Annotated in this window: 20 protein-coding genes and 1 tRNA gene; 12 read left to right on the top strand and 9 right to left on the bottom strand. The window is 49.5% G+C overall.

Annotation, left to right across the window (positions count from 1 at the left end):
* Positions 1-252: 252 nt before the first annotated feature.
* From glpK to BZG23_RS08925, 3 genes are all read right to left on the bottom strand, one after another.
* On the bottom strand, positions 253-1,776 hold the full coding sequence (gene glpK / locus BZG23_RS08935; protein WP_077578463.1) for a glycerol kinase GlpK: 1,524 nt from the start codon (positions 1,774-1,776) through the stop codon (positions 253-255).
* A 129-nt stretch (positions 1,777-1,905) separates the two neighbouring features.
* The gene (locus tag BZG23_RS08930) at positions 1,906-2,769 is read right to left on the bottom strand and encodes an MIP/aquaporin family protein (protein WP_077578464.1); all 864 of its coding nucleotides are present in this window, start codon (positions 2,767-2,769) and stop codon (positions 1,906-1,908) included.
* Between the two features lie 281 nt (positions 2,770-3,050).
* Entirely contained in the window at positions 3,051-3,749 is a 699-nt protein-coding gene (locus BZG23_RS08925) for a riboflavin synthase subunit alpha (protein WP_077606721.1), read from the bottom strand.
* Positions 3,750-3,899: 150 nt separating this feature from the next.
* Between BZG23_RS08925 and BZG23_RS08920 the strand changes: the two genes are divergently transcribed.
* Together BZG23_RS08920 and BZG23_RS08915 are read left to right on the top strand one after the other, a co-directional pair.
* Positions 3,900-6,074, top strand: coding sequence for a TonB-dependent receptor domain-containing protein (locus tag BZG23_RS08920; protein WP_077606720.1), 2,175 nt, complete (start codon positions 3,900-3,902; stop codon positions 6,072-6,074).
* A 160-nt stretch (positions 6,075-6,234) separates the two neighbouring features.
* On the top strand, positions 6,235-7,248 hold the full coding sequence (locus BZG23_RS08915) for a 2-hydroxyacid dehydrogenase (protein WP_077606719.1): 1,014 nt from the start codon (positions 6,235-6,237) through the stop codon (positions 7,246-7,248).
* An 86-nt stretch (positions 7,249-7,334) separates the two neighbouring features.
* On the opposite strand, the gene yiaY is transcribed toward BZG23_RS08915, so the two are convergent.
* Positions 7,335-8,483, bottom strand: coding sequence for an L-threonine dehydrogenase (gene yiaY / locus BZG23_RS08910; protein WP_077578467.1), 1,149 nt, complete (start codon positions 8,481-8,483; stop codon positions 7,335-7,337).
* 285 nt (positions 8,484-8,768) lie between these two features.
* Here yiaY and BZG23_RS08905 point away from each other — a divergent pair, with 285 nt between their 5' ends.
* On the top strand, positions 8,769-9,407 hold the full coding sequence (locus tag BZG23_RS08905; RefSeq protein WP_046075670.1) for an OmpA family protein: 639 nt from the start codon (positions 8,769-8,771) through the stop codon (positions 9,405-9,407).
* A gap of 48 nt (positions 9,408-9,455) precedes the next feature.
* Here BZG23_RS08905 and BZG23_RS08900 read toward each other — a convergent pair whose 3' ends face one another.
* A complete protein-coding gene (locus tag BZG23_RS08900; protein WP_241837199.1) occupies positions 9,456-11,012 on the bottom strand; it encodes a cryptochrome/photolyase family protein in 1,557 nt (518 codons plus the stop codon).
* Positions 11,013-11,203: 191 nt separating this feature from the next.
* On the opposite strand from BZG23_RS08900, the gene BZG23_RS08895 reads away from it, so the two are divergent.
* Positions 11,204-11,734: a hypothetical protein gene (locus tag BZG23_RS08895; protein ID WP_241837198.1), complete on the top strand. Its 531-nt coding sequence runs from the start codon at positions 11,204-11,206 to the stop codon at positions 11,732-11,734.
* Positions 11,735-11,824: 90 nt separating this feature from the next.
* Positions 11,825-12,487 carry a glutathione S-transferase gene (locus tag BZG23_RS08890; protein WP_046075667.1) on the top strand — a complete coding sequence of 221 codons (663 nt, stop codon included), beginning with the start codon at positions 11,825-11,827 and terminating at the stop codon, positions 12,485-12,487.
* A gap of 13 nt (positions 12,488-12,500) precedes the next feature.
* Here BZG23_RS08890 and BZG23_RS08885 read toward each other — a convergent pair whose 3' ends face one another.
* Positions 12,501-13,121, bottom strand: coding sequence for a glutathione S-transferase family protein (locus BZG23_RS08885; protein WP_077606716.1), 621 nt, complete (start codon positions 13,119-13,121; stop codon positions 12,501-12,503).
* Positions 13,122-13,442: 321 nt separating this feature from the next.
* Here BZG23_RS08885 and BZG23_RS08880 point away from each other — a divergent pair, with 321 nt between their 5' ends.
* Positions 13,443-15,050, top strand: coding sequence for a peptide ABC transporter substrate-binding protein (locus BZG23_RS08880; protein WP_077606715.1), 1,608 nt, complete (start codon positions 13,443-13,445; stop codon positions 15,048-15,050).
* Between the two features lie 120 nt (positions 15,051-15,170).
* On the opposite strand, the gene BZG23_RS08875 is transcribed toward BZG23_RS08880, so the two are convergent.
* Positions 15,171-15,246, bottom strand: a tRNA-Asn gene (locus BZG23_RS08875).
* A gap of 236 nt (positions 15,247-15,482) precedes the next feature.
* Here BZG23_RS08875 and BZG23_RS08870 point away from each other — a divergent pair.
* From BZG23_RS08870 to BZG23_RS08860, 3 genes are all read left to right on the top strand, one after another.
* Entirely contained in the window at positions 15,483-17,357 is a 1,875-nt protein-coding gene (locus BZG23_RS08870) for an alkaline phosphatase D family protein (protein ID WP_077606736.1), read from the top strand.
* A gap of 103 nt (positions 17,358-17,460) precedes the next feature.
* A complete protein-coding gene (locus BZG23_RS08865) occupies positions 17,461-17,700 on the top strand; it encodes a YdcH family protein (RefSeq protein ID WP_046075664.1) in 240 nt (79 codons plus the stop codon).
* A 12-nt stretch (positions 17,701-17,712) separates the two neighbouring features.
* Positions 17,713-18,837: a PQQ-dependent sugar dehydrogenase gene (locus BZG23_RS08860; protein ID WP_077606714.1), complete on the top strand. Its 1,125-nt coding sequence runs from the start codon at positions 17,713-17,715 to the stop codon at positions 18,835-18,837.
* A 10-nt stretch (positions 18,838-18,847) separates the two neighbouring features.
* Here BZG23_RS08860 and BZG23_RS08855 read toward each other — a convergent pair whose 3' ends face one another.
* Positions 18,848-19,600: a PilZ domain-containing protein gene (locus tag BZG23_RS08855; RefSeq protein ID WP_077606713.1), complete on the bottom strand. Its 753-nt coding sequence runs from the start codon at positions 19,598-19,600 to the stop codon at positions 18,848-18,850.
* A gap of 133 nt (positions 19,601-19,733) precedes the next feature.
* Here BZG23_RS08855 and BZG23_RS08850 point away from each other — a divergent pair, with 133 nt between their 5' ends.
* Entirely contained in the window at positions 19,734-20,741 is a 1,008-nt protein-coding gene (locus BZG23_RS08850; protein WP_077606712.1) for an ABC transporter substrate-binding protein, read from the top strand.
* An 82-nt stretch (positions 20,742-20,823) separates the two neighbouring features.
* Here the strand turns inward: BZG23_RS08850 and BZG23_RS08845 are convergent, their stop codons facing one another.
* The gene (locus BZG23_RS08845; protein WP_046075660.1) at positions 20,824-21,666 is read right to left on the bottom strand and encodes a 2OG-Fe(II) oxygenase family protein; all 843 of its coding nucleotides are present in this window, start codon (positions 21,664-21,666) and stop codon (positions 20,824-20,826) included.
* A gap of 194 nt (positions 21,667-21,860) precedes the next feature.
* Between BZG23_RS08845 and BZG23_RS08840 the strand changes: the two genes are divergently transcribed.
* A complete protein-coding gene (locus tag BZG23_RS08840; protein WP_046075659.1) occupies positions 21,861-22,238 on the top strand; it encodes a glutaredoxin family protein in 378 nt (125 codons plus the stop codon).
* A 323-nt stretch (positions 22,239-22,561) separates the two neighbouring features.
* Complete coding sequence (locus tag BZG23_RS08835; protein WP_162274050.1) at positions 22,562-23,077, top strand: oxidoreductase; 516 nt, start codon at positions 22,562-22,564, stop codon at positions 23,075-23,077.
* Positions 23,078-23,148: the final 71 nt, after the last annotated feature.

Raw genomic sequence — 23,148 nt, 5'->3', positions numbered from 1 at the left:
CTGTATATCAACTTTCGTTTTCGGTCACTATATATGTTCGAAAAATTATTATTGACTGTGACAAGTGTAGAAGAAGTGTTAAGAAAAAGGCGTTCATGTGAACTAAAAAACCGTCTAGCGAGTAGTCCTGTGCCTTTATAGGCGGAGAAAAAACGCAGTAAAAGAGAGGAACACGATCAATCGGCCGGCGACAGGGCAATATGAAAAAAGGCGCGAAAACGCGCCTTTCATTATAAAAGAGTGATATCAGGCTTACACATCTTCTTCTTCATTATGCAGCTCAGCCCACGCTTGTGCGCATTTTACTGCTCGCTTCCAACCACGATAGCGGCGATTGCGTTTTTCTTCGTCTCGATGTGGTTCAAAGCTTCGGTCCAGTTTGGCTTTATCTTTTAGCTCATCCAGGCCATCCCAGAAACCGACCGCCATACCCGCAAGGTACGCCGCGCCTAACGCGGTGACTTCTGTCACTTCCGGACGATGCACGTCGGTGTCGAGCACATCGGCTTGGAACTGCATCAAGAAGTTATTGGCAACGGCGCCGCCATCAACACGTAACGCTTCAAGCTTAATACCTGAATCCGCCTGCATGGCATCCAATACATCACGCGTTTGATAGGCAATGCTTTCTAGGGTCGCGCGAATGATATGGTTAGAGTTCACACCACGGGTCAGCCCCACAATGGTACCGCGAGCGTAGGCATCCCAATAGGGTGCTCCCAAACCGGTAAACGCCGGGACAACATACACGCCATTCGATGTATCAACTTTGGTGGCAAAGTATTCAGAGTCATGGGCGTCTTCCACCACTTTTAGCTCGTCACGGAGCCATTGAATTGAGGCACCACCCATAAAGACCGCGCCCTCAAGCGCATAGGATGGTTCGCCCTGCGGGCCACAACCAATGGTAGTCAACAGGCCATGGCTCGATGTCACCTTCTCCTGCCCGGTGTTCATTAGCAAAAAGCAGCCCGTTCCATAGGTGTTTTTCGCTTGGCCGGCTTCAACACACATTTGTCCGAATAGGGCTGCTTGTTGGTCACCCGCAATCCCCGCGATAGGAATACGCGTACCGCCTTTACCACCGATGTTCGTTTGTCCATAGACTTCGGAAGAGCGACGTACTTCAGGGAGCATTGAAGCAGGGATCCCAAGCTCATCGAGCATTTTTTGATCCCAGCACATATCATTGATATTAAACAGCATGGTGCGTGATGCGTTAGTATAATCAGTCACATGCACACGCCCTTGAGTCATCTTCCATACCAACCAGGTATCCACAGTACCGAATAGCAGTTTACCGGCTTCTGCGTCTTCGCGCGCACCTTCTACGTTATCCAAGATCCATTTCACCTTGGTGCCAGAGAAGTAAGGGTCAAGGACTAACCCAGTATTATCACGCACATAAGACGCCAATCCACGCTCGCGCAAGTCATGACAGATGTCAGCAGTACGGCGGCATTGCCACACGATGGCATTGTAAACCGGTTTACCGGTTTCTTTGTTCCACACAACCGTGGTTTCACGTTGGTTAGTAATCCCGATCCCAGCAATCTCATCGCTACGAATGCCGGTTTTGCCCAGCACTTCCACCAGCGTTGAGCTTTGGGTGGCATAAATTTCCATTGGATCGTGCTCAACCCAACCTGCTTGCGGATAAATTTGCGTAAACTCGCGCTGAGATACACCGACGATATTGGCATCGTGATCCATAACCACTGCTCGTGAGCTGGTGGTGCCTTGGTCGAGAGCAACAATATACTTGTTCGCTGACATAATAGGGTTTCCTTCTATCTCTCTTATTTTAGTCTGTATCGCGACATTTCGCGCCATGTGTCATTGCACATTGCTCAATGTCGCGCATTGCTTTATTTCATGCTGAGCGCCATTGGACACAGTGCTAGGTTAGGCGTTGACTTCTCGCGTCTCCGTTTCAGCCAGCTCATCGTCGTCACATTGGTTAGGGATCGTACAGCCATGTCCTGCTTGGGGGAGATATGGGGCAATCGCTTTCGGATACAGCCAACCGCCAAAGCAGGCACCCAAAATAGGGGCAACAATAGGGACAATGAAGTACGGGATATCACGCGCGCCCGTCAGGGCATAGTCCCATCCAGCGAGGTAAGCAAACAGCTTCGGACCAAAGTCACGCGCTGGATTCATCGCAAACCCGGTCAATGGACCCAAAGAGCCACCAATGACGGCAATAAGAATACCGATTAGCAGCGGATTCATTGGACCACGAGCCGCACCATTGTTTTCATCACCCAGTGCGAGAATACCGAACATCAGTACCGCAGTGATCACAAACTCTACCGCCATGGCGCCCGTAAACGACAAGGCAGGATGCGCATAGGTCGAGAAGATCCCCGCCGTCGACAAGGCCTCAGGGCTACTGCGCACCATGTTGTTTGCCAGCTCAAACTCGACAAAAAGGTTACTATAAAGGCTATAGACGAGCGCAGCCGAGGCAAACGCGCCAAGCATTTGTGAAATGATGTATGGAACAACTTTACTCTTATCAAAGCCGTGGAACGCGGCGAGTGCAATGGTGACCGCGGGGTTAATGTGCGCGCCGGACACCCCTGCGGTACAGTAAATGGCGATGGCGACACCAAAGCCCCATACAATACTGATTTCCCACTGACCAAAGTCAGCGCCGGTGAGCACTAAAGCGGCCACGCAGCCCACACCAAAAAAAATGAGTAAGCCCGTGCCGATAAACTCGGACACGCACTCTCCTAATAGAGTCGACGATGCCTTTTTCATATGATTATCCTTGTCACTGTTAGTAGGGTTACACGTTCAAAACCACACTATCATTTTGCATAATCACAGCATCTCGAAAACAAACTCACAACAAAAATGAGCGTTCGAGCATAATTTTATGTCTTAATACTGACATTTTTGTTAACCACATCATCATTTGAGCAAGTTCGCGCACAAAGTGAACAAGTGGAGCTTGGGCAGCTTGGAAGGCAGGCGGCGCGTCGCTCGCCCCGCCTGTTGCGGCATTAGCCGGATGGAGAGAATGTTTGCTATTTGTTAATTCATGGTTGCTTAGCGACACCGATGGTATCTAGATCAATCCCCTGCTCTTTCGCAAGCGATTCGAGTACGGGAAGTAAAGGACTCAATTGCTCATTGAGCGTCTCGCGCACCGTGTCGACCATGACTTGCGTCTGGCGCTCGATTTCAATATTCACTTGATCCCCTTCTGCCTTTCGCTCGAACGTTGTCATTCGACGTGTTTCAGGAATAAGCCAAACATCAAACCAGCCTTGGTCTTTGTTCACCTCTGCGATGGTCAAACTCGCACCATTGATGGCAATATAGCCTTTGGAAAAAACATAGCGCATCCATTCAGGCTGTACCGAAAAGCGCAAACGATAATTTTCTTCTTGTACCAGCACATCGGATAAGGTCGCACGGCAATCGACGTGTCCCGATAACGGATGTCCGCCAATTTCAGCGCCATCTTTCGCGGCACGTTCAGCATTCACCGCATCCCCAGCTTTGATGCTTTTTAGTGTCGTAATCGCGAGACTTTGTACCATCACATCGAAGCGAACCAGCGTTTGTTCAAGCTGCTCAGTCACTGTCAAGCACACACCATCGATGGCGACACTGGCTCCTACCGCTAACCCCTCACAAAAACCATCCGGGAAACGAATATCGAATGTTCGAATACCTTGATGATCGCGGCAAACTTCAATATGTGCCACCGCTTGAATAATTCCGGTAAACATGGGCATATCCTATTGAGCATTTCCCAGTATCATACTGCTTGGCAACAAAAATGACCAATGCATAACTGATAATCAATCTCATTAACATTGCTAGTTACCCAGAGCTGGCGTATAGTGCGCGCTTTTATACGTCAGTGAAGTAGTATCAATATGCCATATCGCTCTCTACGTTTTTCCATTTTGGCAGCCTTTGCCGTTAGTGCCCAAACCGCCAGTGCGACCACAAACTCCTCTTCTAGCCGCATTGAAACTATAGAGATACAAGGTGAGCAATTAAACCACCCTATCACCCTCACCTCACCCGGAAAGTCGACGTTAGAGCTAGACGATATCCAACGTGAACAGGCGCATAATATCGGAGAATTGGTAATGAAGATGCCTGGCGTCTCACTCGACGCTGGCGCACGTCCAGGCAGTGAACGTATCAATGTGTGGGGCTTTTCGCATCCCTCGGCACTGTCTGTTCGGGTCGATGGTGCCCCCGTCGGCTTTCAACAGTATCGCTATGGTAGCTTTTTCATCGATCCTCAGTTACTACGATCCGTGCGCGTGGTAAGAGGCGATCATAATGTGCGTGCCAGTGTGGGGGCTTTTGGTGGCAGCTTTATCATGGAAACCAAAGAAGCGGCTGACTTTCTTGACCCTGATTCGTCGATTGGCGCGATGGCTCAAGCCGGCTTCAACAGTGTGAACCAACAATGGAAGCGCAGTGTGACCACTTATGGTGCTTCTGACGCTGGTTGGTCAGTGCTGTTGCACGGCTCTCGACGTGATGCCGATGATATCGAACTGGGCAACGGTGATGTCTTTACGTTCTCTGGCTACCGTCAACACAGTTTGCTGGGTAAGATTCGCTACCAGTCAAACGCGCACAATATGATGCTCAGCCACACCCGCTATGACGACCAAGGGAGAAAGCCGTGGGCGAATCGTCGCGGCACCATGCCTTCAATTAGTGATTACAAAATCAATAAATATGGTAGCTACGAAGCCGCATTATTCGCCACCTCAGTAGATAATCACTATCGCGAATATACCAGTACGTTGAATTATCACTATCAACCGTTTAACGACAATATCGACACCCGTGTCGTGATCGCGCATTCACAAAACCATCGCTATTGGGAGCGCCCAGATAGTACCTATCAGTCTTACATCACATCAGGCCAATACGGCCACCAAGTCTGGTTGTCCTATGAGCGTTGGTTTGCCGAGATCACCAATACCAGTTACCTCGGTGATCACGAAGTCATGATCGGGGCCCAGTATCAAGATCAAGACCGAGACTCACACGTCTACAACCACACGTATCGTAAAAAGCCATCGAAAAACAACGGCTACTACACACCCAACTTTGAACCATCGGGCGCGCAACAAACAGCCAGTGTGTTTGTACAAGATAAGTACTTTATTACCCCAGATCTCGAACTCACCGCCTCACTTCGCTATAGCCATATTCGATCACAAGGTGTGCCAAACCCAGCGCCTGATTACAACGATCCATCAGTCGGCCATGATTACAGCGCTATCAGCCACCAAGGCTGGGAGCCCCGTGTTGCATTGACTTATGATGTCAGTGCATCAACACAGCTTAAAGCGGCTTATGCCTATGGAGTGAAAGCGCCAACCATTGACGAGTTATATACGGTGCAATATGCCAAGGCCTCAAAACGGGCATCTTCAAGTCGCGACCTTTCCGTCACTCGTATCAATGCGTATCTGTTGGGCTTGTCTGATAAACGTCAAAATGTGTTAACTGCGGGCGATCATCTCGCCTCCGAAGTCACATTATTCTGGAATGATATTATTCATGATGTTGCCCAGCGCCGAGGTGTCAATGCGACCAAGCAAAAAGAGGGCTATTACACCAACTTGGACGGGCGCTATACCTACGGTTTCGACGCACAACTGCAATATCGTCTCGGCAAGTGGTCTGCCGATGCGTCTGTCTCTATGGTGCGAGGTAAACACAAAGGTTCGTTGCGCGATAGCACTGGCGACGACGAATACTGGTATGAAAACCCACCACTCAATGCCAAGTTAGGGATTGGACACCAATTGACGGATACCGTCCAACTCGGATGGCAAGGCCAATACTGGGATGAGCAAGACCGTCTTCCAGAGAACTCCTTTTTGTATACGGCAAATGTGGAGAGCGACGCTTACTTCTTCCAAAACCTGTATGGAGAATGGAAACCCAGCGATGATTTCGTGCTTCACGCAACCATCGTCAATCTTACCGATCAGTATTACACGCCTTATCTGTCTGCCGGTGTGCCAGCCGCTGGCCGAGATATCCGCATTAATGCCACGATGCGTTTTTAACCAATCGGGAGAAGCCCAACTCGCAAAGCCGGACACACGTTCGGCTTTGTCCGTTCATGCTGGCACAATTACCCTTAAATATTTAAGGGTTTATTTTTGATGGAAATCACGTTATTGATACACATCACATTTCCTCCTCGACAGCTTCGGAGGCTAGTTAATGACGACCATTGCCGTATTTAGCGCCAAATCTTATGACAAGGCCGCCTTCTCCCATGTGAATGCTGCGTTTGATTATACGTTTGAGTTCCATGATTTCTTACTCACTGAAAAAACCGCCAAAATGGCGCAAGGTGCGCAAGCCATTTGTGCTTTCGTGAACGACGACCTTTCTCGACCTGTTTTAGAAATTCTGGCAGATTCAGGGGTTTATTTAGTTGCATTACGTTGCGCGGGGTACGATCGTGTCGATCTGGATGCTGCCAAGTCGTTGGGCATCACCGTGGTCCGTGTCCCCGCTTACTCGCCTGAGTCGGTCGCCGAGCATACGGTTGGCATGATGATGTGCCTCAACCGCCGTTTTCATAAAGCATACCAACGCACCCGAGACGCTAACTTTGAGCTGGATGGTTTAGTTGGGTTTAATTTCCATGGTAAGACAGCTGGGATCATCGGCACGGGCAAAATCGGTATTGCTACCATGCGCATTCTTAATGGGCTAGGCATGCGTATTCTCTGCCACGACCCCTATGAAAACCCCGAAGCCATTGCGCTTGGTGCTGAGTATGTCTCGAAAGAAACGCTGTATGCCCAAAGCGACATTGTTTCCCTGCATTGCCCAATGTCTCAAGATAACTATCACTTGCTTAGCGCCGACGCCTTTGCGCAAATGAAAGATGGCGTGATGATAATCAATACCAGCCGAGGCGAGCTACTCGACTCGGTTGCCGCCATTGAGGCACTTAAACAGGGGCGCATCGGATCGTTGGGACTCGATGTTTACGATAATGAGCGTGAACTGTTTTTCCAAGATAAATCGAATGATGTGATTGTCGATGATGTGTTCCGTCGCCTTTCAGCCTGTCACAACGTGCTGATCACCGGCCACCAAGCGTTCTTGACCAAAGAAGCACTGCACAATATCGCCGAGACGACTTTAACCAATATTCAAACCGTTCTGGGCGGGCAAACCTGTCAAAACCAGATCGCTGAAGTCGAAGATCGCAGCGATTAACCTCGCGTGTTTCACGGATTCACCCATATAACAGGCCTGGATATTCAGGCCTGTTTCCGCTCAATGATCACGGGATAACGTCAGTGCTACATGGCTTCCATAAAAATCTTGGCGATTTCGTCGTGTGTTGCTTGTTTCGGGTTAGTGAAGCCACACGCATCTTTCAACGCATTTTCAGTCAGCACATCAATATCTTCTTGTTTGGCACCTAATTCATTCAAGCCAGCTGGAATTCCTACGTCCGTTGAAAGCGACTGAATGGCTTGGATGGCGGCTTTCGCCCCCTCATCGGCCGTCATATTCTCCGTATCCACGCCCATTGCGGTGGCAACATCACGCAAACGCGCGGCGCAAACCTGCGCGTTATAGCGCTGAACATGAGGCAACAATACGGCATTGCACACGCCATGCGGCAAGTCATAAAAGCCACCAAGCTGGTGAGCCATCGCGTGAACATAACCCAGTGACGCATTATTAAATGCCATGCCCGCCATAAACTGGGCGTAGGCCATTTGCTCGCGCGCGTCGATGTTTTGTCCATCCGCCACAGCGGTGCGAAGATTCTCTTGGATTAACGTCATCGCTTTTAACGCCACTGCATCGGTAATGGGTGTCGCGGCGGTAGACACATAGGCTTCAATCGCGTGAGTGAGCGCATCCATACCTGTGGCCGCCGTTAATGAGGCGGGTTTAGCCAACATTAACTCAGGGTCGTTGACCGAAATGATAGGGGTGGTGTGCTTATCCACAATCGCCATTTTGATATGACGCGCTTCATCGGTGATGATACAAAAACGTGTCATTTCCGATGCCGTTCCTGCCGTTGTATTAATCGCGATAAGCGGCAACTGCGGTTTGGCAGATTGATCAACCCCCTCATAGTCGCCTATTTGCCCGCCATTAGTCGCCACCAGGGCAATCCCTTTAGCGCAATCGTGTGGTGAGCCACCACCGAGTGAAATCACGCAATCACACTGGCTTTCCTGCAACAGGGCCAGACCTTGCGCCACGTTATCAGTCGTCGGGTTCGGCTGTGTGCCATCATAGACCACACAATCGACCTGCCGGCTATCAAGCAGCGCGGCTATTTGTTTTACCACACCAATTTGACTCAATACCTTATCTGTCACGATCAGGGCTTTTTTGAAACCGTGTGATTGAATCGCGTCTGCCGCCTCTGCAAGGCACCCTGCCCCCATAAGGTTAACGGCTGGGATAAAGAAAGTGCTCGACATGATCGTTGGCTCCTTTTGTAGGGATAACAGGGTTGTCACAGAGACTGTGCTCCCCTTTTGATTTGATGCCTTTTTGTAACACGTAGTTTGTTCGTCACATTTTGATCCAGCGCAATTTGCTTGACAGGATGCAGAGCTAAAAAGGCAGAATTGAGAGTTGTGTCATCGGCGTGCTCAATATCGTTTAAAACGGCAGCAACAATTCATTTTTTTGACACTTTCTTGAAGAACACTGTCTAACGTGCGATAGGTTATGGTAGCTAACGCGTAAATAGAGAGAAGACAATGGGAAAAAAATACAAACTCACCGCTGTGGCAGTATTGACGGCATCTTTGGCGCTCACCGGCTGTGAATCGATGTCTAACACCCAAAAGGGCGCAGCCATTGGTGCCATCACCGGGGCTATCGCGGGTAAATCGACATCCAATCATAAGGATAAGCGCGCATTTATTGGGGCCGCGATTGGTGCCATCGGAGGGGCTGCAGTCGGCAACTACATGGATAAACAAGAGCAAGCTTTCCGTGAGGAACTGGCTGGTTCTGGCATCCAGGTGGTCCGTGAAGGGGATAATATTCGCTTGATTATGCCGTCAAACATCACGTTTGGGCTTGACCAAGACGCCATTGCTGCCGACTTTTATCCTACCCTCAATGCCGTCGCTAAAGTGATGCGTAAATACGATAAAACCTTTTTAAGCATTGAAGGGCACACGGATAACACCGGTGCCGCCTCTTACAACCAACGCTTGTCAGAGCGCCGTGCAATGAGTGTTAAGGGCTACCTTGCCAGCCAATCGATTGACAGCGCACGCCTGTATACCTCGGGATTTGGTGAAACCCGTCCTCTGGTCGCGAACAACAGCGCCTCAAACCGCGCCTTGAACCGTCGCGTCGAGATCCAAGTCGTTCCTAATACCCAGTAATCATGAGTCCGGCGCGTTCATCGTACGTGAGCGCGCCGAATAAACAGACTACAAAGCATCTAAGTTATCGAGCAACGCTTCTGCCTGACGTAAGATGCCATCACGCTGGGTCGGCGCCATTTTGTCCCAATTTCTATAAGGCATTGCTGTACGCGGGTTATGCGCAAATCGCTCGCGATGCCGATGCATAAAATGCCAATAAAGTGCGTTGAGCGGGCACGCTTTCTCGCCGGTTTTGTCCTTCACCGAATAATGACAATCACCGCAATAATCACTCATGCGATGAATATAGGCCCCACTGGCGGCATAAGGCTTAGTCGCCACAAGCCCGTTATCGGCAAACTGGGTCATCCCTCGGGTGTTAGGCATCTCAACCCACTCAATCGCGTCGATATAAATCGACAAATACCAATCATCTACCTCATCCGGCGCGACGCCCGCCAATAGGCAAAAGTTGCCCGTCACCATTAAGCGTTGGATATGATGCGCGTATGCGGTCTGCAAGGATTGCGTGACCGCCTGTGAGACACAACGCATTTTGGTATCGCCCGTCCAAAAAAAACGAGGAAGCGGCCGCTGCGCGGATAATGCGTTCTTGTTAGCGTAGGCAGGCATGTTTGTCCAATATACCCCGCGTATATACTCTCGCCAGCCTAGAATTTGACGCACAAACCCTTCAATTTGAGCAAGGTTAATCGCCTCCTCCGCTCGAAAGTGGCTAATCGCCGTTTCAATCACCTGCATTGGATGCAATAGCTTGGCATTTAACGCAAAGGATAGACGGCTGTGATAGAGGCTCCATTGGTGTTCGCTTTGCCCTGTCATAGCGTCTTGGAATTGACCAAACAGGGGCAGACAGTGACGACAAAAATGATCCAACAACGTTTTAGCCTGTGAACGGGTCACAGGCCAGAGCAAGTCTGGCGCAGGCTCTCCGATCGTCGCCACGTGATGCCGTTCAATACGCGCCAAAATATCGCGTACATCATTGCTAAATATTAAGGGGGTTGGAATAGCCGCTAAATCACTTTTCTTGAGTTTATTACGATTGTCTTGATCGAAGTTCCACCGCCCTCCCTCTGGAGATTCTCCCTCCATCAAAATGCCAAACTGCCGTCGCATATCGCGATAGAAATACTCCATTTTGCGATGTTTATTGGCAGTGAACTGCTTGGATATTTGATCGAACGGCAGTAAAAAGTGCTCGGTATCCACGCATGTCACTGTGACAGGCTGGGGTAAAGCCATCTCTTTTAATTGCTCGTCTAGCCGGTATTCGTCCGGGCGTTGATATTCAAACGTTTTGATCTGATAGTGCTCGCACAGATCAGCCACTAACGCCGGTAAGTTTTCGTAATTTTGCGTGTCATCCAAGGTTAGGTAGCAAACATGATGCCCCGCTTGACTCAGGGCATGGGAAAACGCTTCCATGGCAGCGAAGAAAGCGCACACCTTTTGGCTATGATGTTTGACATAGGTTGCTTCTTGCTTGAGCTCGGCAACAAGATACAGCACATTTTCATCGGTCTTTTTGTACCATGAGTGGCTGGCGTTGAGTTGATCACCTAACACAAGACGCAACGTTGAGTACTGGCTATTGGTCACTGGCACCTCGGTATTTATCAAATAAACTTTAAGCGATACGCAGCAAACCACATTTTCGATGATTAACCCTGGCGGGTGCTTGAATCTTAGGGAAAACCCTCTACATTAGAGCCAGTATTGATCACCCATGCGGCGGCGAGGCGATGAGGGCATTCTTTGTCGGGCTTTTTTTACTCCCAATTGCAATGATAGTGGCTGAGCCAGCGCGTGCCATGAATGAACCGGCAAGCCAATTTGTTCAAGATCTTCGCTTTCATGGCTATATCGACAATTATGGCAATGTGAAACTTCGCTTTGCCCCGATTACCGCTCTACCGGCAGGCTTTAAGACCAAAGGTTACTTGGATATTGAAGCCAGTGATATCGTACGTCTCCCGCGTGGGCTTGATATTGGTGGTTACTTTAATGCCGCCAATACAGCGATTAGACAACTCCCAAGAATGAAAGTGGGGGGATATATCAACCTCACCAATACCGCCATTAACCGCCTTCCTCCTAATTTAGTCGTGCGGGGTGATTTAAGCCTCGTCAACACACCGCTTACGCAATTACCGCGCCGTTTGTTTGTGGAAGGAAATCTATACCTGACAAATTCACCCATTGAGCGCATTCCTGACGATATCTACGTAGGCGGAAATCTCTATATCCGCGGTACCAATATCCAGTCAGTCAGCCCCGATCTTCGTATTGAAGGCCAGGTGCTTCCTTCTTTAAATCAATGATCTCGCGCTCGGCGTTGATCGAATTAGTTGTCAATCCGTACGTTAATCCCGAGCCTAGTTTTTAAATTACAGTCAAAAAAACGGTCCACTATGATTATCTTACATCATCTAGAGCAATCGCGATCGCAGCGGATTGTCTGGTTATTAGAGTCGCTGGCGATTCCGTATCAGCTGGTACGTCACCAACGTGATCCAAAAACCAAACTTGCGCCTCGCGAACTGAAGAAGATACACAGTTTAGGGAAAGCACCCATCATCGAAGACGGCGATGTGGTGATTGCCGAGTCAGGGGCGATCATTGAATATCTTATCGACAAGTACGGCGATGGCACGCTAACCCCCAACACGGATAAAGAAAAGGGCCTGTACCGCTATTGGATGCATTATGCGGAAGGCTCCCTGATGCCGCCGTTGGTGATGTCTTTGATCTTTAGCAAGATCCCAGAATCACCGATGCCATTCTTTATTCGTCCCGTGGCAAAAAAGCTGATGAAAGGCGTCACTGAACAGTTTCTCGCCCCTCAGCTTCGCGATCATTTTGCGATGATTGATTCACATCTCGCCAAACACACCTGGCTGTGTGGAGATACGCTAACAGCGGCCGACATTCAGATGAGCTTTCCGTTACTAGCGGCGCGCAAGCAATTGGATGCTCAAAAGCACGCCAATATTCTTCGCTACCTTGAACACGTTGAGCAACAGCCTGGGTATCAAAATGCCTTGTGTGTTGTCGGCCCTCTACAAGCGTTATAAAACCACCCAACGCTTATGTGGGCAGCGTTGATGCTGCCTGCATCACCCAGCGTTGATAACCGGGTCGGTCACTCAATTGTTGATACCAACGAGAAACATTGGGTGGTAGCACCCAGTCGCTTTGCTGGCTAAGGCAATGGATTAAACTTCCCACGGCAATATCTGCCAACGTCATGCGATCTGAGGTGAGATATTGCTGGTCGTCGAGTGCATCATTGACTCTCTCTAACTCATAGCGGCATTGTTCCATCGCCCGTTGCTTCGCTTGCCCCTCATCGGAACCGTCAGGGGTAGAGGCAAACAAAGCGGCTTTGATGACTGGCTGGAAAGAAGACAAACACCAATCCATCCAGCGCTCATAACAGGAACGTTGAAAGGCACAATCGGGATACCACATTTTATTGCCGTAACACGCGACGAGATAACGCAATATAGTGTGTGACTCCCAAACACTATTGGGACCATCTTCGAGCACGGGCACCTGGCGCATCGGACACCGCTGTGCGACCGCTTGCGCATCGTGCCGATTGTGGTGAATATCGACTTCTTCTAGCGCGATACTTAAATCTAACTCATCGATTAGCCACATCACTTTCTGAACATTAATCGATAGCGGATGCCCATAAACTTTCATTTTGCTCTCCTTGTCACGCGATAAAGCAGTTCCTTGCTCGGCTGCACCTTCGAGGCTCGCACAATCCTTTTTCCATAGCAAGTAATCGGGTAGATCAGCCAAAAACCTCAAGACTTGACCAATAATGCACCACAACAGCAACAGGTTGCACCTCGTTATAAGCTTTTTGTGATGTTTCCTTCTGAAACGGATACGCCAAATTACGGTGGGCTTATCCAGCTATGTCACATTTCTTTCATCACGTATTGGCCTACCCGGGTATCAGCGTTAATCTATTGATTGTTAAGACTTATTAACAAAACACTCAACCAAGGAAGGATTATGAAAACAACGGTATTAGCCAGTGCGCTAGCACTCGCATTGAGCAGCTCGGCGTTTGCCGCGCAAGTCCCTGATGACGTCACCCTTGCCGAAAACCAAACGCTAATCTGGGGGGTGTCGGGGGAAGTACCCACGTTAGACCCTACCAAGTCCAGTGATACCGCCAGCAATAAAATCATCTCAGATTTGTTTGAAGGATTGATGGTACGCAATCCAAATGGCGACGTCGTGCCTGGCCTCGCCAAAGACTGGGAGGTAAGCGAAGACGGGCTCACCTATACATTCCACCTTCGCAAAGCAAAATGGTCTGACGGTGAGCCTATTACCGCAGACGATGTGGTGTATACGCTACAGCGTGTGGTTGACCCGGTCACTGGCGCGCCTTATGCCTGGTACCTAGGGACTGCCAATATCCAAAATGCCAAAGCGATCACCGACGGTGAAAAACCCGCTGAGCAGCTTGGCGTCAAAGCCATCAACGATCACACGGTAGAATTTACCCTTGAGCGCCGCACGCCCTACTTCCCGAATATGCTCACCCACTCGTCCACCTATCCGGTTCCGCAGCATGCGTTGGAAGCTTTTGGTGATAGCTGGACCCGCCCAGATAACATGGTCAACTCAGGCGCTTACAACCTCACCAACTGGGTCATTAACGAACGGATTGATTTAGCACGCAACCCACTTTACTGGAATAACGACGAAACGGTGATTGATAAAACCTCGTATGTCGCTTCCAGTGATGTCAACGCTGAATATAATCGCTACCGTACCGGTGAAATTGATATCACTTCGAGCTTTCCACTCGAGGCCTTTGATCAGATTAAAAAGGAACGCCCTAATGAACTGATCACTATGCCGTCTCTGGCAACTTACTATTATTTGTTTAACACAGAGAAAGCGCCCTTTGACGATGTGCGAGTCCGTAAGGCGTTGTCGTATGCGATTGATAGAAACATCATTACCAACATTATCCTCGGTCAGGGCCAGCTTCCGGCATATAGCGCCACACCGCCAGCCATCAACCATTTTGAGCCACCTAAGCTCGAGTGGGCGGAAATGAGCCAAGATGAGCGCTATCAAAAAGCCAAAGCCTTGCTGGCAGAAGCCGGCTATACCCAAGATAACCCACTGGAATTTGAGCTGGTCTATAACACCATGGAGTCACACAAAAAACTGGCGTTAGCCGTGACGTCTATGTGGAAGCGTCATCTCCCTGTCAATGTCAATTTGGCCAATCAAGAGTGGAAAACCTTCTTACAAAAAGTCTTACAAAAAGACTTTGATGTCGCCCGCGACGGTTGGATAGGTGATTACAACGAAGCGTCCACGTTCCTGAGCTATTTCAGTAGTGATGGTATGAACAAAACCAGTTGGGGCAATGAAGATTATGACAAGGCACTTGATCAGGCTCTAACGGTCGCGGAGCCCGAGAAACGAAAAGCGTACTACCAAGAGGCAGAGCGTATTTTCGCCCGCGATATGCCGGCGATCCCATTGTATTTCTATACCCGTAGCGTGATTAAGAGTCCGAAAGTGGGCGGGTATAACACCGATAACCCCAACAAGCTAAGGTATACACGTAACCTGTATATCACCAAAAATTGATCGCCTCTGAATAAAGGCAACCTATCAATGAGGCCAACGCCACGCTCTGACGCGTGGCTTTTTTATTCATACGCACAAACAAAAAAGCGCCAGCCTTTCGGCTAGCGCTTCTTTTCAATTTGGCTCCCCCAACTGGACTCGAACCAGTGACATACGGATTAACAGTCCGCCGTTCTACCAACTGAACTATGGGGGAATCGTCTTTTGCGACAACGAGCGAGATGATAGGCAATCCATTATCTCGGTGCAACCCTTTTTTCAATAAATCCCCACACACTCGGCTCGAATGGCTAAAAAGGCAACAAATCAGACGATTAAACTATCGTCTTTGCACTGACGTAGGTAAAAGTGCAAATATACAACCCAGTAGCTGACTTCGAGGACCCAGAGACATTGGATAAAGACGCACTCCCACTGTTTATTGCCGGCCCCATGCTAAGACGTACCACACAGCATGAAGTGACCTTATGGTCAGTGCTAACACAAAAGCCCGATGATGGTACCGTGTCCGTTTATCAGCACCACCAGATATTAGCATCCATGCCATTGTCAGCCGGGCATTGGTTTCGTATTGGCGAGCGCGCGTGGGTCGTGCTTCATCATCTCCGGTCAGCCCATGGGTTTCCCGTCGATAGCCCATTGTCATACGACATACAGATCAACGACAGTGGAATGGCAGACATCCAACCGGAGCTCTTGTATGACAACGAGCAAGCTCCCTCTTTTTGTATTCCCTCAAAAGCCACCCACATCGCGCATGGCTCATGCCGACACCCACACCACCACTGCGATGATGCCCTCGTCACTCTCGACCAACACTTGGCCACGACCCCCATGACACACTGGCCTAATATGTTGATTATGAGTGGGGATCAAATCTACGCAGATGACGTCGCCACGCCGATGCTGCAGCGTATTCGCCGGTTAATTGCCGTATTAGGTCTTAAAAATGAGTTTTTCGAGGCCGCGCCCATTGTCGACTGCCGTGCCTTGGATACACACCCTGACAGCTATGTTCAACGCGGCAAGCTCCTCCCTAGCCAGCGCGCGGAAAAGGGCGGCCATTTAGAGAGACTGTTTGGTCAACCACTGCCTATTTTTACATCCAAAACCGTCTCCAATCACTTGATAAGCTTCGCAGAACACGTCGCCATGTATTTGCTGGTTTGGGCGCCCGTTTCTTGGGCGCTAACAGACGGACCTCATCTTCACGCCCCCAGCCAACTGACCGACAGTCAACGCGAGCGCTATCAACAAGAAACACTCGCACTCAATGCGTTTCGTTCCGGTTTAACCGGCGTGCAGCGACTATTCGCACACCTATCAACCTATATGATCTTTGATGACCATGACATCACAGATGATTGGAATATCACCGTCGGTTGGGAGCACGCCGCGTATCTCAATCCCTTTTCTCGTCGTATTATCGGCAATGGTCTGATGGCTTACTGGTTGTGCCAAGGTTGGGGCAATGCGCCCGATAACTTTAGCCAAGACTTTCTCACTACCGCCCGCCAAAGCGCCTATCAGCCCATGAGTGTTTGCGATCTGGAAACACAGACAGAGACGCATCAAGCCATGGTGGAGCAATGTCTACGCTTTGAACACTGGCATTACACGGTGCCAACGACGCCACATCTCGTTGTGTTAGATACACGCACTCGTCGCTGGCGATCCGAGTCACGAATGAATAAACCGTCGGGCCTGATGGACTGGGAAGCGCTGATGGATTTTCAACATGATCTGTTAAGGCATGATAGCGCGGTGATCGTCTCTGCCGCCCCCATGTTCGGTGTTAAGTTTATTGAAGTATTGCAACGAGTCGCGACCTGGCTAGGCGCGCCGACTGTCGTCGATGCGGAAAACTGGATGTCACACCCAGGGAGTGCCAATACGCTACTCAGTATTTTTCGCCATCAACGGACACCCACCAATTATGTGATTTTATCTGGGGATGTGCATTACTCGTTTGCTTATGATATCCGAATCCGATTTCGCACCCATAGTCCGCGTTTGTGGCAAATAACTGCCAGTGGTTTCAAAAACCACTTCCCCGAGCCACTGCTCAGCTTTTGCGAGTGGTGCGATCGCGTTTTATTTAGCCCACTGTCTCCACTGAATTGGCTCACGAAACGTAAGCGTATGCGCATTGACCGGCGCGATCCTGATACGCCAGGCCCGAAGCGTCTCGTCAATGCCAGCGCCGTGGGATTGGTCACCCTGAATGAAGATGGCTCTCCACGCACCATTAGCCTTCTGAAGACCGATGGTCAACGCGTCTCTTTTCCGGAAAAGACAAACACATAGACAGCTCGCCTGCTACATCACCGTGATTATCATCGATGAAATTTGGATAATCGCGGTAAGCAGGCCTAACCTTATTAAAGGTAGGCCGATAACAGGAGGTTTTATGCAAGGAGAAAACCACGCACTCGTTTTTGATTTCCCAGAGCACCGCGATCGTATCCATCACCTGAAACAATATGACCCAGCGTTTCAGCTCGATGCACAACGCTACCATCAACTCGATCATCATATTCGTGGTTTAGAGATGAACCAAATCCCTACCAGCGACGATGTTTTTACCGCCATGAAACGACAGCGCGCGCACCTCAAAGACCGTCTATACCAAAAATTACGCACGCACTAACAGGAGCTGACAATGCATATGTTGCATCGACTCTGCCTGTTGGTTCTTTGCCTAGGCATTGTAGGGGCGACCCACGCGAAAACCATCAACACGGAGGCGGTGAACCTTCGTGTTGAAACACTGAAGTCCGGTTTTTCTCACCCATGGGGGATCACTGAACTTCCGGATGGCGATCTGCTCATCACTGAGCGAAACGGTAACCTGAAGCGCTTAACCCCCAATGGCCTGGTCGTCTCCATTTTAGGTACCCCGAAAAACGTGTTTCAAGAGGGGCAAGGGGGGCTATTAGATATTGCTTTGGCACCTGATTTTGCGACCAATCAGCGTTTATACCTCTCTTATGCCGCCGTCGACGAGCAAGGGCAGGCAGGCACTGAGGTAATGGTGGCTACACTGTCTAAGGATGTACTGATTGACAGTCGCGTTATCTTTAAAGCCCTTCCCAAGCGCGGTGGCGGGCGCCATTTTGGCAGTCGTTTATTAGTCACGCCTGAGTATTTGTATGTTACCCTCGGTGACCGAGGACACCGTGATCGCGCTCAATTCGCTGATGATCATCTTGGCACTCTTGTGCGCCTTCATCATGACGGCACCGTGCCCGAGTCAAATCCTTTTGTCCAAACACCGAGTAAGCAATCGGAGGTCTTTAGCTTCGGGCACCGGAATATTCAAGGTATCGCGTTAGATAACAACGGCACCCGTATTTGGGCACATGAGCACGGCCCCCAAGGTGGCGATGAACTCAACGTAATCCTCGCCGGTGAAAACTATGGCTGGCCAACCATTACACATGGCGTTAACTATGGGCTGGGCACACAGATCGGAGAAGGCACATCCAAACCTGGCATGCGCCAACCTGTCTATTACTGGGATCCCTCTATCGCACCATCAGGCATGACGATGGTGAACAGCCAGCAGTTTCCGATGTGGCAGGGGGATTTACTGCTCGGGTCGTTAAAGTTTGGCTTGCTAGTAAGGCTAGAGCTGGAGAACGGCCAAGTCAGGCATGAAGAGCGAATGTTAGAGGGTCAGTTTGGCCGCATTCGCGATGTGATCCAAGCACGTGATGGCAGTTTACTCATCCTCACTGATAGAAGAAATGGCAGTGTACTGCGGCTCACACCATTGTCCGAGTAATCGGTAAGCACTAGGAAAGGCTGGAGGTAAGCTCGCCGTCATTGTGAGGTATTGACAGACGATAAAGCTCACCATCGTAGTCTAAATTGGTGACTAACCACGCGCTTCGTGACTTAGAACGGTCGTCGAATTTAAGCCCACAATGATAACGCTCACCTTTAAGGCGGTGACTCAATATCACGCCGCTCATTGTCAACGCTTGGCTGGCAGGGATACCTGTCAGGCTAAGCGCTGCATTTTGCTCCTCATCAATCTGCAAGCCAATCGCACGGTAAGAAAACAAGCACCCGCCCACAGAGAGATCGTGTATCGTCACGGGCACGCTGGCTTTACCGTCTATATTTAACGCTGCAGAGAGCTCGACATTAAAACGCTTGTCTTGGCGCAAAGGCGTGGCGCTCGCACCGTCACGCACAAGCTCGACACATAAAAGGGTATGGTGAGCTTCCATCAAGCCTTGTACTTTTCCACCAAATCGAATCAGCGATCCATCGGCAGAAACACCATGAAGACGTAAACTATAACCCGCCCCAAAGTACTGCTTTTTCTGTTGGCTCGACAGTTTAGGCAGTTGCAGATAACAAAAACGTTGTCCATCACTGCCAATCAACAACCCATTAAATCGGAACAAAGCTTTAGTAGGCGTCTGAATGTGAACACGCACCAAGGTTGCCACCCCCAACTTAAGTACCGCGTGAGTGACAGCTAAAGCGATGGCTTCTTGGTTTTTTTCTATAGCATTAAGTTGCTCTTTTCTTGGCATAATGGCGTTCGTTATCGTCCGCTAATAGGGATTTCAGTGTTTTTATTAAGATCGGTTGCGTTGAGTATAGATCGCCCTATTCGCCCATGTTACTTTTTCGATACATAAAGCACTCATCTATCAAGGACACATCATGAAAGGGACGCTAAAGCGGCTACTGATAGGCTCAATACTGGCCTGCTCCCCCCTTGCCCAAGCCAGCGATGACGCGGCATGTGGCAAGGTCTCTATCGCGGATATGAATTGGAACTCAGCCACACTCATGGCACATGTTGATCAATTTATCTTAGCCCATGGGTATGGGTGTGATGCTTCTCTTGTCCCAGGCGACACCATGCCTACTGGCGTCTCAATGACAGAAAAAGGCGAGCCTGATATTGCCCCAGAGTTTTGGACAAACTCACACAAAGCAATGTTGGATAAAGGCGTGCAAGAGGGACGGTTAAGGTATGCAGGCGATGCATTCTCACAAGGTGGCAACGAAGGCTTTTGGGTACCCAAATACATGGTCGATCAACACCCCGAGTTAGCGACCATTGAAGGTATCAAAGCGCATCCAGAGCTGTTCCCTCACCCTGAAGACCCTGACAAAGCCGCCTTTATGGGCTGCCCGGCGGGGTGGACATGTCAAATCTCAGCCCAGCACATTTTTAACGCCCTTGAATTGGACCAAGCCGGCTTTGAAATTGTCGACCCAGGCTCTGCGGCAGGCTTAGCCGGTACCATCGCACGAGCCAATGAGCGAAAAAACCCTTGGTTTGGTTATTATTGGGCGCCGACCCCTGTGATGGGAAAGTATGAAATGGTTGAAGTCGATTTGGGTGCCGATGTCAATTTAGCGCACTACAAACAATGTATCACCCAAGCGGACTGCCGTTCACCCCAGGTCACCGCATTTCCCACCTCTCCCGTGCACTCACTAACCACAGCATCATTTGCTGAGCAAGCGCCCGCGGCATTTAACTATATCAGCCGCCGTGAATACGATAACCAAGTAATGAGTGACATGCTGGCTTGGATGGATACCTACCAGGCAGACGGTGAAATAGCCGCAGACGAGTTTCTTCGCCGCTACCCTGCCGTTTGGCATCAATGGGTTGATGCACAAACCGCGCAACGTGTCGAAGACGCGCTGCGATAATGGTAGAGCATACACGGTGGGAAACGTAAACAGACATGACTTGCCGAGCGTCAAACATGACCTCGGCAAGCATAAAAGTGTGTTACTCGATCACGCCAAGCTCACGGAGGCGTTCCATCAAATAGCTGTTAGCCGTATGGCGCTCAGACAGTACAACATCTGGCTTAGGGTGCAAAAATAGCGGCAGCGAGATACGCGCTTTGGTTTTATCCGCACCTTCCGGGTTCACGACACGGTGAGTGGTAGAAGGGAAATAACCGCCGGATGCTTCTTGAAGCATATCACCAATATTGACGATTAAATTACCAAAATCACAAGGGACATCTAACCAGCTCCCATCTTTCGCTTTCACTTGCAAGCCAGGCTCATTGGCAGCAGGCAATATTGTCAGCAAATTAATGTCTTCATGAGCAGCCGCTCGAATCGCCCCAAGCTCTTCATCACCCTTTAACGGCGGGTAGTGTAAGACACGCAATAAGGTCTGTTGGCTACCATTAATCATGCTAGAGAGTGGTTGCGAGAAGTGTTGACTTATATCTGATGGTGATTGGCGCTCAACCCACGAGAGCAAGGTTTCCGCTAAATGCGTGGCATGCTCGTAATAAGACTGTAAATTGCCTCTCAAGGCGTCTGGACACTGTCCCCATGGGTAATAATGAAAGAACTCTTTCAGATCACGCTTGGTATGGCCTTTCGCGGTCTCTGCGACTTTTGAGGGAAAAAAGCCGTCTTGCGTGTCGGGCTTATAGGTAAAGCGGTGCTTGTCTTCGGTATTAAAAAAACCTTCCCATTGCTGATAGATATCGGCGACCCATTGTTGCTGTAATGGGTGATTTTTTAATACACCAAAACCTGTTTCACGTAGGGATTTAACAAACGCCTGCTCTGCATCAGGCGCAGTAAAGTCAATGGCTTGCAGTGTCATAATGCTCTCGTAATCGTTTGCTTTTTATCATGAGGTAAGTGAAACAATAGTTTAACAGGCAGGTTAACGGGTACAATGCCATCCTGTTTTTAGAGAGAAACGCTTTGTTTCCATAAGAGCACAATCTAACCTCAAGATAGGCAAACGTGTATCACGTGTTACACTCTATGCCGTTGTCAACGCATGGAGGTTATATGGGCGTTATTCGTTGGATCCTAGGTAAAATCATTCTGGTTGTAGAGTCATTGACCCAACCCAAATCCCCTCAATTAAACGCAGCGCAAAAGCAAGCGATGGACACACTGGCACAGCAGGTCACTCTATATCAATTCGCGGCCTGCCCCTTTTGTGTAAAAGTGCGCCAGGCAAGCCGAAAACTCGGCTTACCGCTTCAGACCAAAGACGCGAAGCGCAACATGGATGCCAGAAAAGAGCTTGAACAAGGGGGAGGGCGAATCAAAGTACCCTGTTTGCGTATCCAACAGGCAAACGGCGAGGCGCGCTGGATGTACGAATCGGATGATATTATTGCCTACTTAAACAAACAGGCGACACCAATTATCGAAAAATAATTAGACACCCGCCAAGCTAGCGTCTATGTTTTTAGTGACAAGACTCCTTCGCTTGCCCCTTGTCGCCCGACCGGCTTATGCCTTTTATCGGGCTTTGCTAAACTGCCCTAGCCCTATGCGTGGGCAGTTTTCTTTTTCAATTCAACAATAAATCTCGTGACTGTGTCTGATCGATTTACACGATCCACCCGCCCTTACTACGGGAGAAATGGACCCTTTCCCATTTTCCTTCGGAGCGTATATCATGGCGGTCACCGCTCTGTCTTGAGTTAGGTTCAATCACAAACTAGCTTTAAAAAGATGGAGATAATAAGGAGTGTGACATGACAACGTACGATCCCAGATATACTATCCGCAAAAGCCGTTATACCGACCAACTCATTTTGCTAGCGCTGTTGTGTCTCATGCTGGTCAGTCATGCTGTCGAAGCAAGACCGATTTTGACCATTTATGGCGATGTCGCCAAGCAATCCTTTACTCGTGAGGAGCTGATGCAGCTGGCTGACCGCACAATTGAAACGGAAACCCCTTGGACGGAAGGTCAGCAGGTTTTTCTCGGTGTGTCAGCACAAAAACTGTTAAAAACGTATGACAAGCAAGGCCATGAATTGAAAGTTCACGCCCTCAATGATTATTGGTCCAAAATGCCGACTGACGAGATTAATAAGTACAACCCTGTTTTCGCCATCAAGAAAAACGGCGAGTGGATGCCTATTCGCGACAAAGGGCCGATTTGGGTTATCTACCCATTATCCGAATTTAATCAGTACGATAATGAGATTTTACACAGCCGTATGGTGTGGCAAGTTAATCATATCGAAATATTAGAAAAAGAATAACAACAGCCCTATTGGCTCAACCACGGTTTTTGCCTACTCCACGAGCTTCCCGACTCAACCACAAGCAGCTA

The sequence above is a fragment of the Salinivibrio sp. ML290 genome, from assembly GCF_001995695.1.
In the GTDB taxonomy this organism is placed as follows: Bacteria; Pseudomonadota; Gammaproteobacteria; order Enterobacterales; family Vibrionaceae; genus Salinivibrio; species Salinivibrio siamensis.
Note: the sequence above shows the minus strand (reverse complement) of the source record. Positions and strands in the feature narration are given on the sequence as shown.

Excerpts from the sequence above, each read along its gene's own strand:
- BZG23_RS08840 (WP_046075659.1), top strand. The coding sequence starts at position 21,861 with ATGGGCGTTATTCGTTGGATCCTAGGTAAAATCATTCTGGTTGTAGAG.
- BZG23_RS08860 (WP_077606714.1), top strand. The coding sequence starts at position 17,713 with ATGCATATGTTGCATCGACTCTGCCTGTTGGTTCTTTGCCTAGGCATT.
- BZG23_RS08880 (WP_077606715.1), top strand. The coding sequence starts at position 13,443 with ATGAAAACAACGGTATTAGCCAGTGCGCTAGCACTCGCATTGAGCAGC.
- BZG23_RS08920 (WP_077606720.1), top strand. The coding sequence starts at position 3,900 with ATGCCATATCGCTCTCTACGTTTTTCCATTTTGGCAGCCTTTGCCGTT.
- BZG23_RS08845 (WP_046075660.1), bottom strand. The coding sequence starts at position 21,666 with ATGACACTGCAAGCCATTGACTTTACTGCGCCTGATGCAGAGCAGGCG.
- BZG23_RS08925 (WP_077606721.1), bottom strand. The coding sequence starts at position 3,749 with ATGTTTACCGGAATTATTCAAGCGGTGGCACATATTGAAGTTTGCCGC.
- BZG23_RS08890 (WP_046075667.1), top strand. The coding sequence starts at position 11,825 with ATGATTATCTTACATCATCTAGAGCAATCGCGATCGCAGCGGATTGTC.
- BZG23_RS08850 (WP_077606712.1), top strand. The coding sequence starts at position 19,734 with ATGAAAGGGACGCTAAAGCGGCTACTGATAGGCTCAATACTGGCCTGC.
- yiaY (WP_077578467.1), bottom strand. The coding sequence starts at position 8,483 with ATGTCGAGCACTTTCTTTATCCCAGCCGTTAACCTTATGGGGGCAGGG.
- glpK (WP_077578463.1), bottom strand. The coding sequence starts at position 1,776 with ATGTCAGCGAACAAGTATATTGTTGCTCTCGACCAAGGCACCACCAGC.
- BZG23_RS08885 (WP_077606716.1), bottom strand. The coding sequence starts at position 13,121 with ATGAAAGTTTATGGGCATCCGCTATCGATTAATGTTCAGAAAGTGATG.
- BZG23_RS08905 (WP_046075670.1), top strand. The coding sequence starts at position 8,769 with ATGGGAAAAAAATACAAACTCACCGCTGTGGCAGTATTGACGGCATCT.
- BZG23_RS08865 (WP_046075664.1), top strand. The coding sequence starts at position 17,461 with ATGCAAGGAGAAAACCACGCACTCGTTTTTGATTTCCCAGAGCACCGC.
- BZG23_RS08915 (WP_077606719.1), top strand. The coding sequence starts at position 6,235 with ATGACGACCATTGCCGTATTTAGCGCCAAATCTTATGACAAGGCCGCC.
- BZG23_RS08930 (WP_077578464.1), bottom strand. The coding sequence starts at position 2,769 with ATGAAAAAGGCATCGTCGACTCTATTAGGAGAGTGCGTGTCCGAGTTT.
- BZG23_RS08855 (WP_077606713.1), bottom strand. The coding sequence starts at position 19,600 with ATGCCAAGAAAAGAGCAACTTAATGCTATAGAAAAAAACCAAGAAGCC.
- BZG23_RS08835 (WP_162274050.1), top strand. The coding sequence starts at position 22,562 with ATGACAACGTACGATCCCAGATATACTATCCGCAAAAGCCGTTATACC.
- BZG23_RS08870 (WP_077606736.1), top strand. The coding sequence starts at position 15,483 with ATGCTAAGACGTACCACACAGCATGAAGTGACCTTATGGTCAGTGCTA.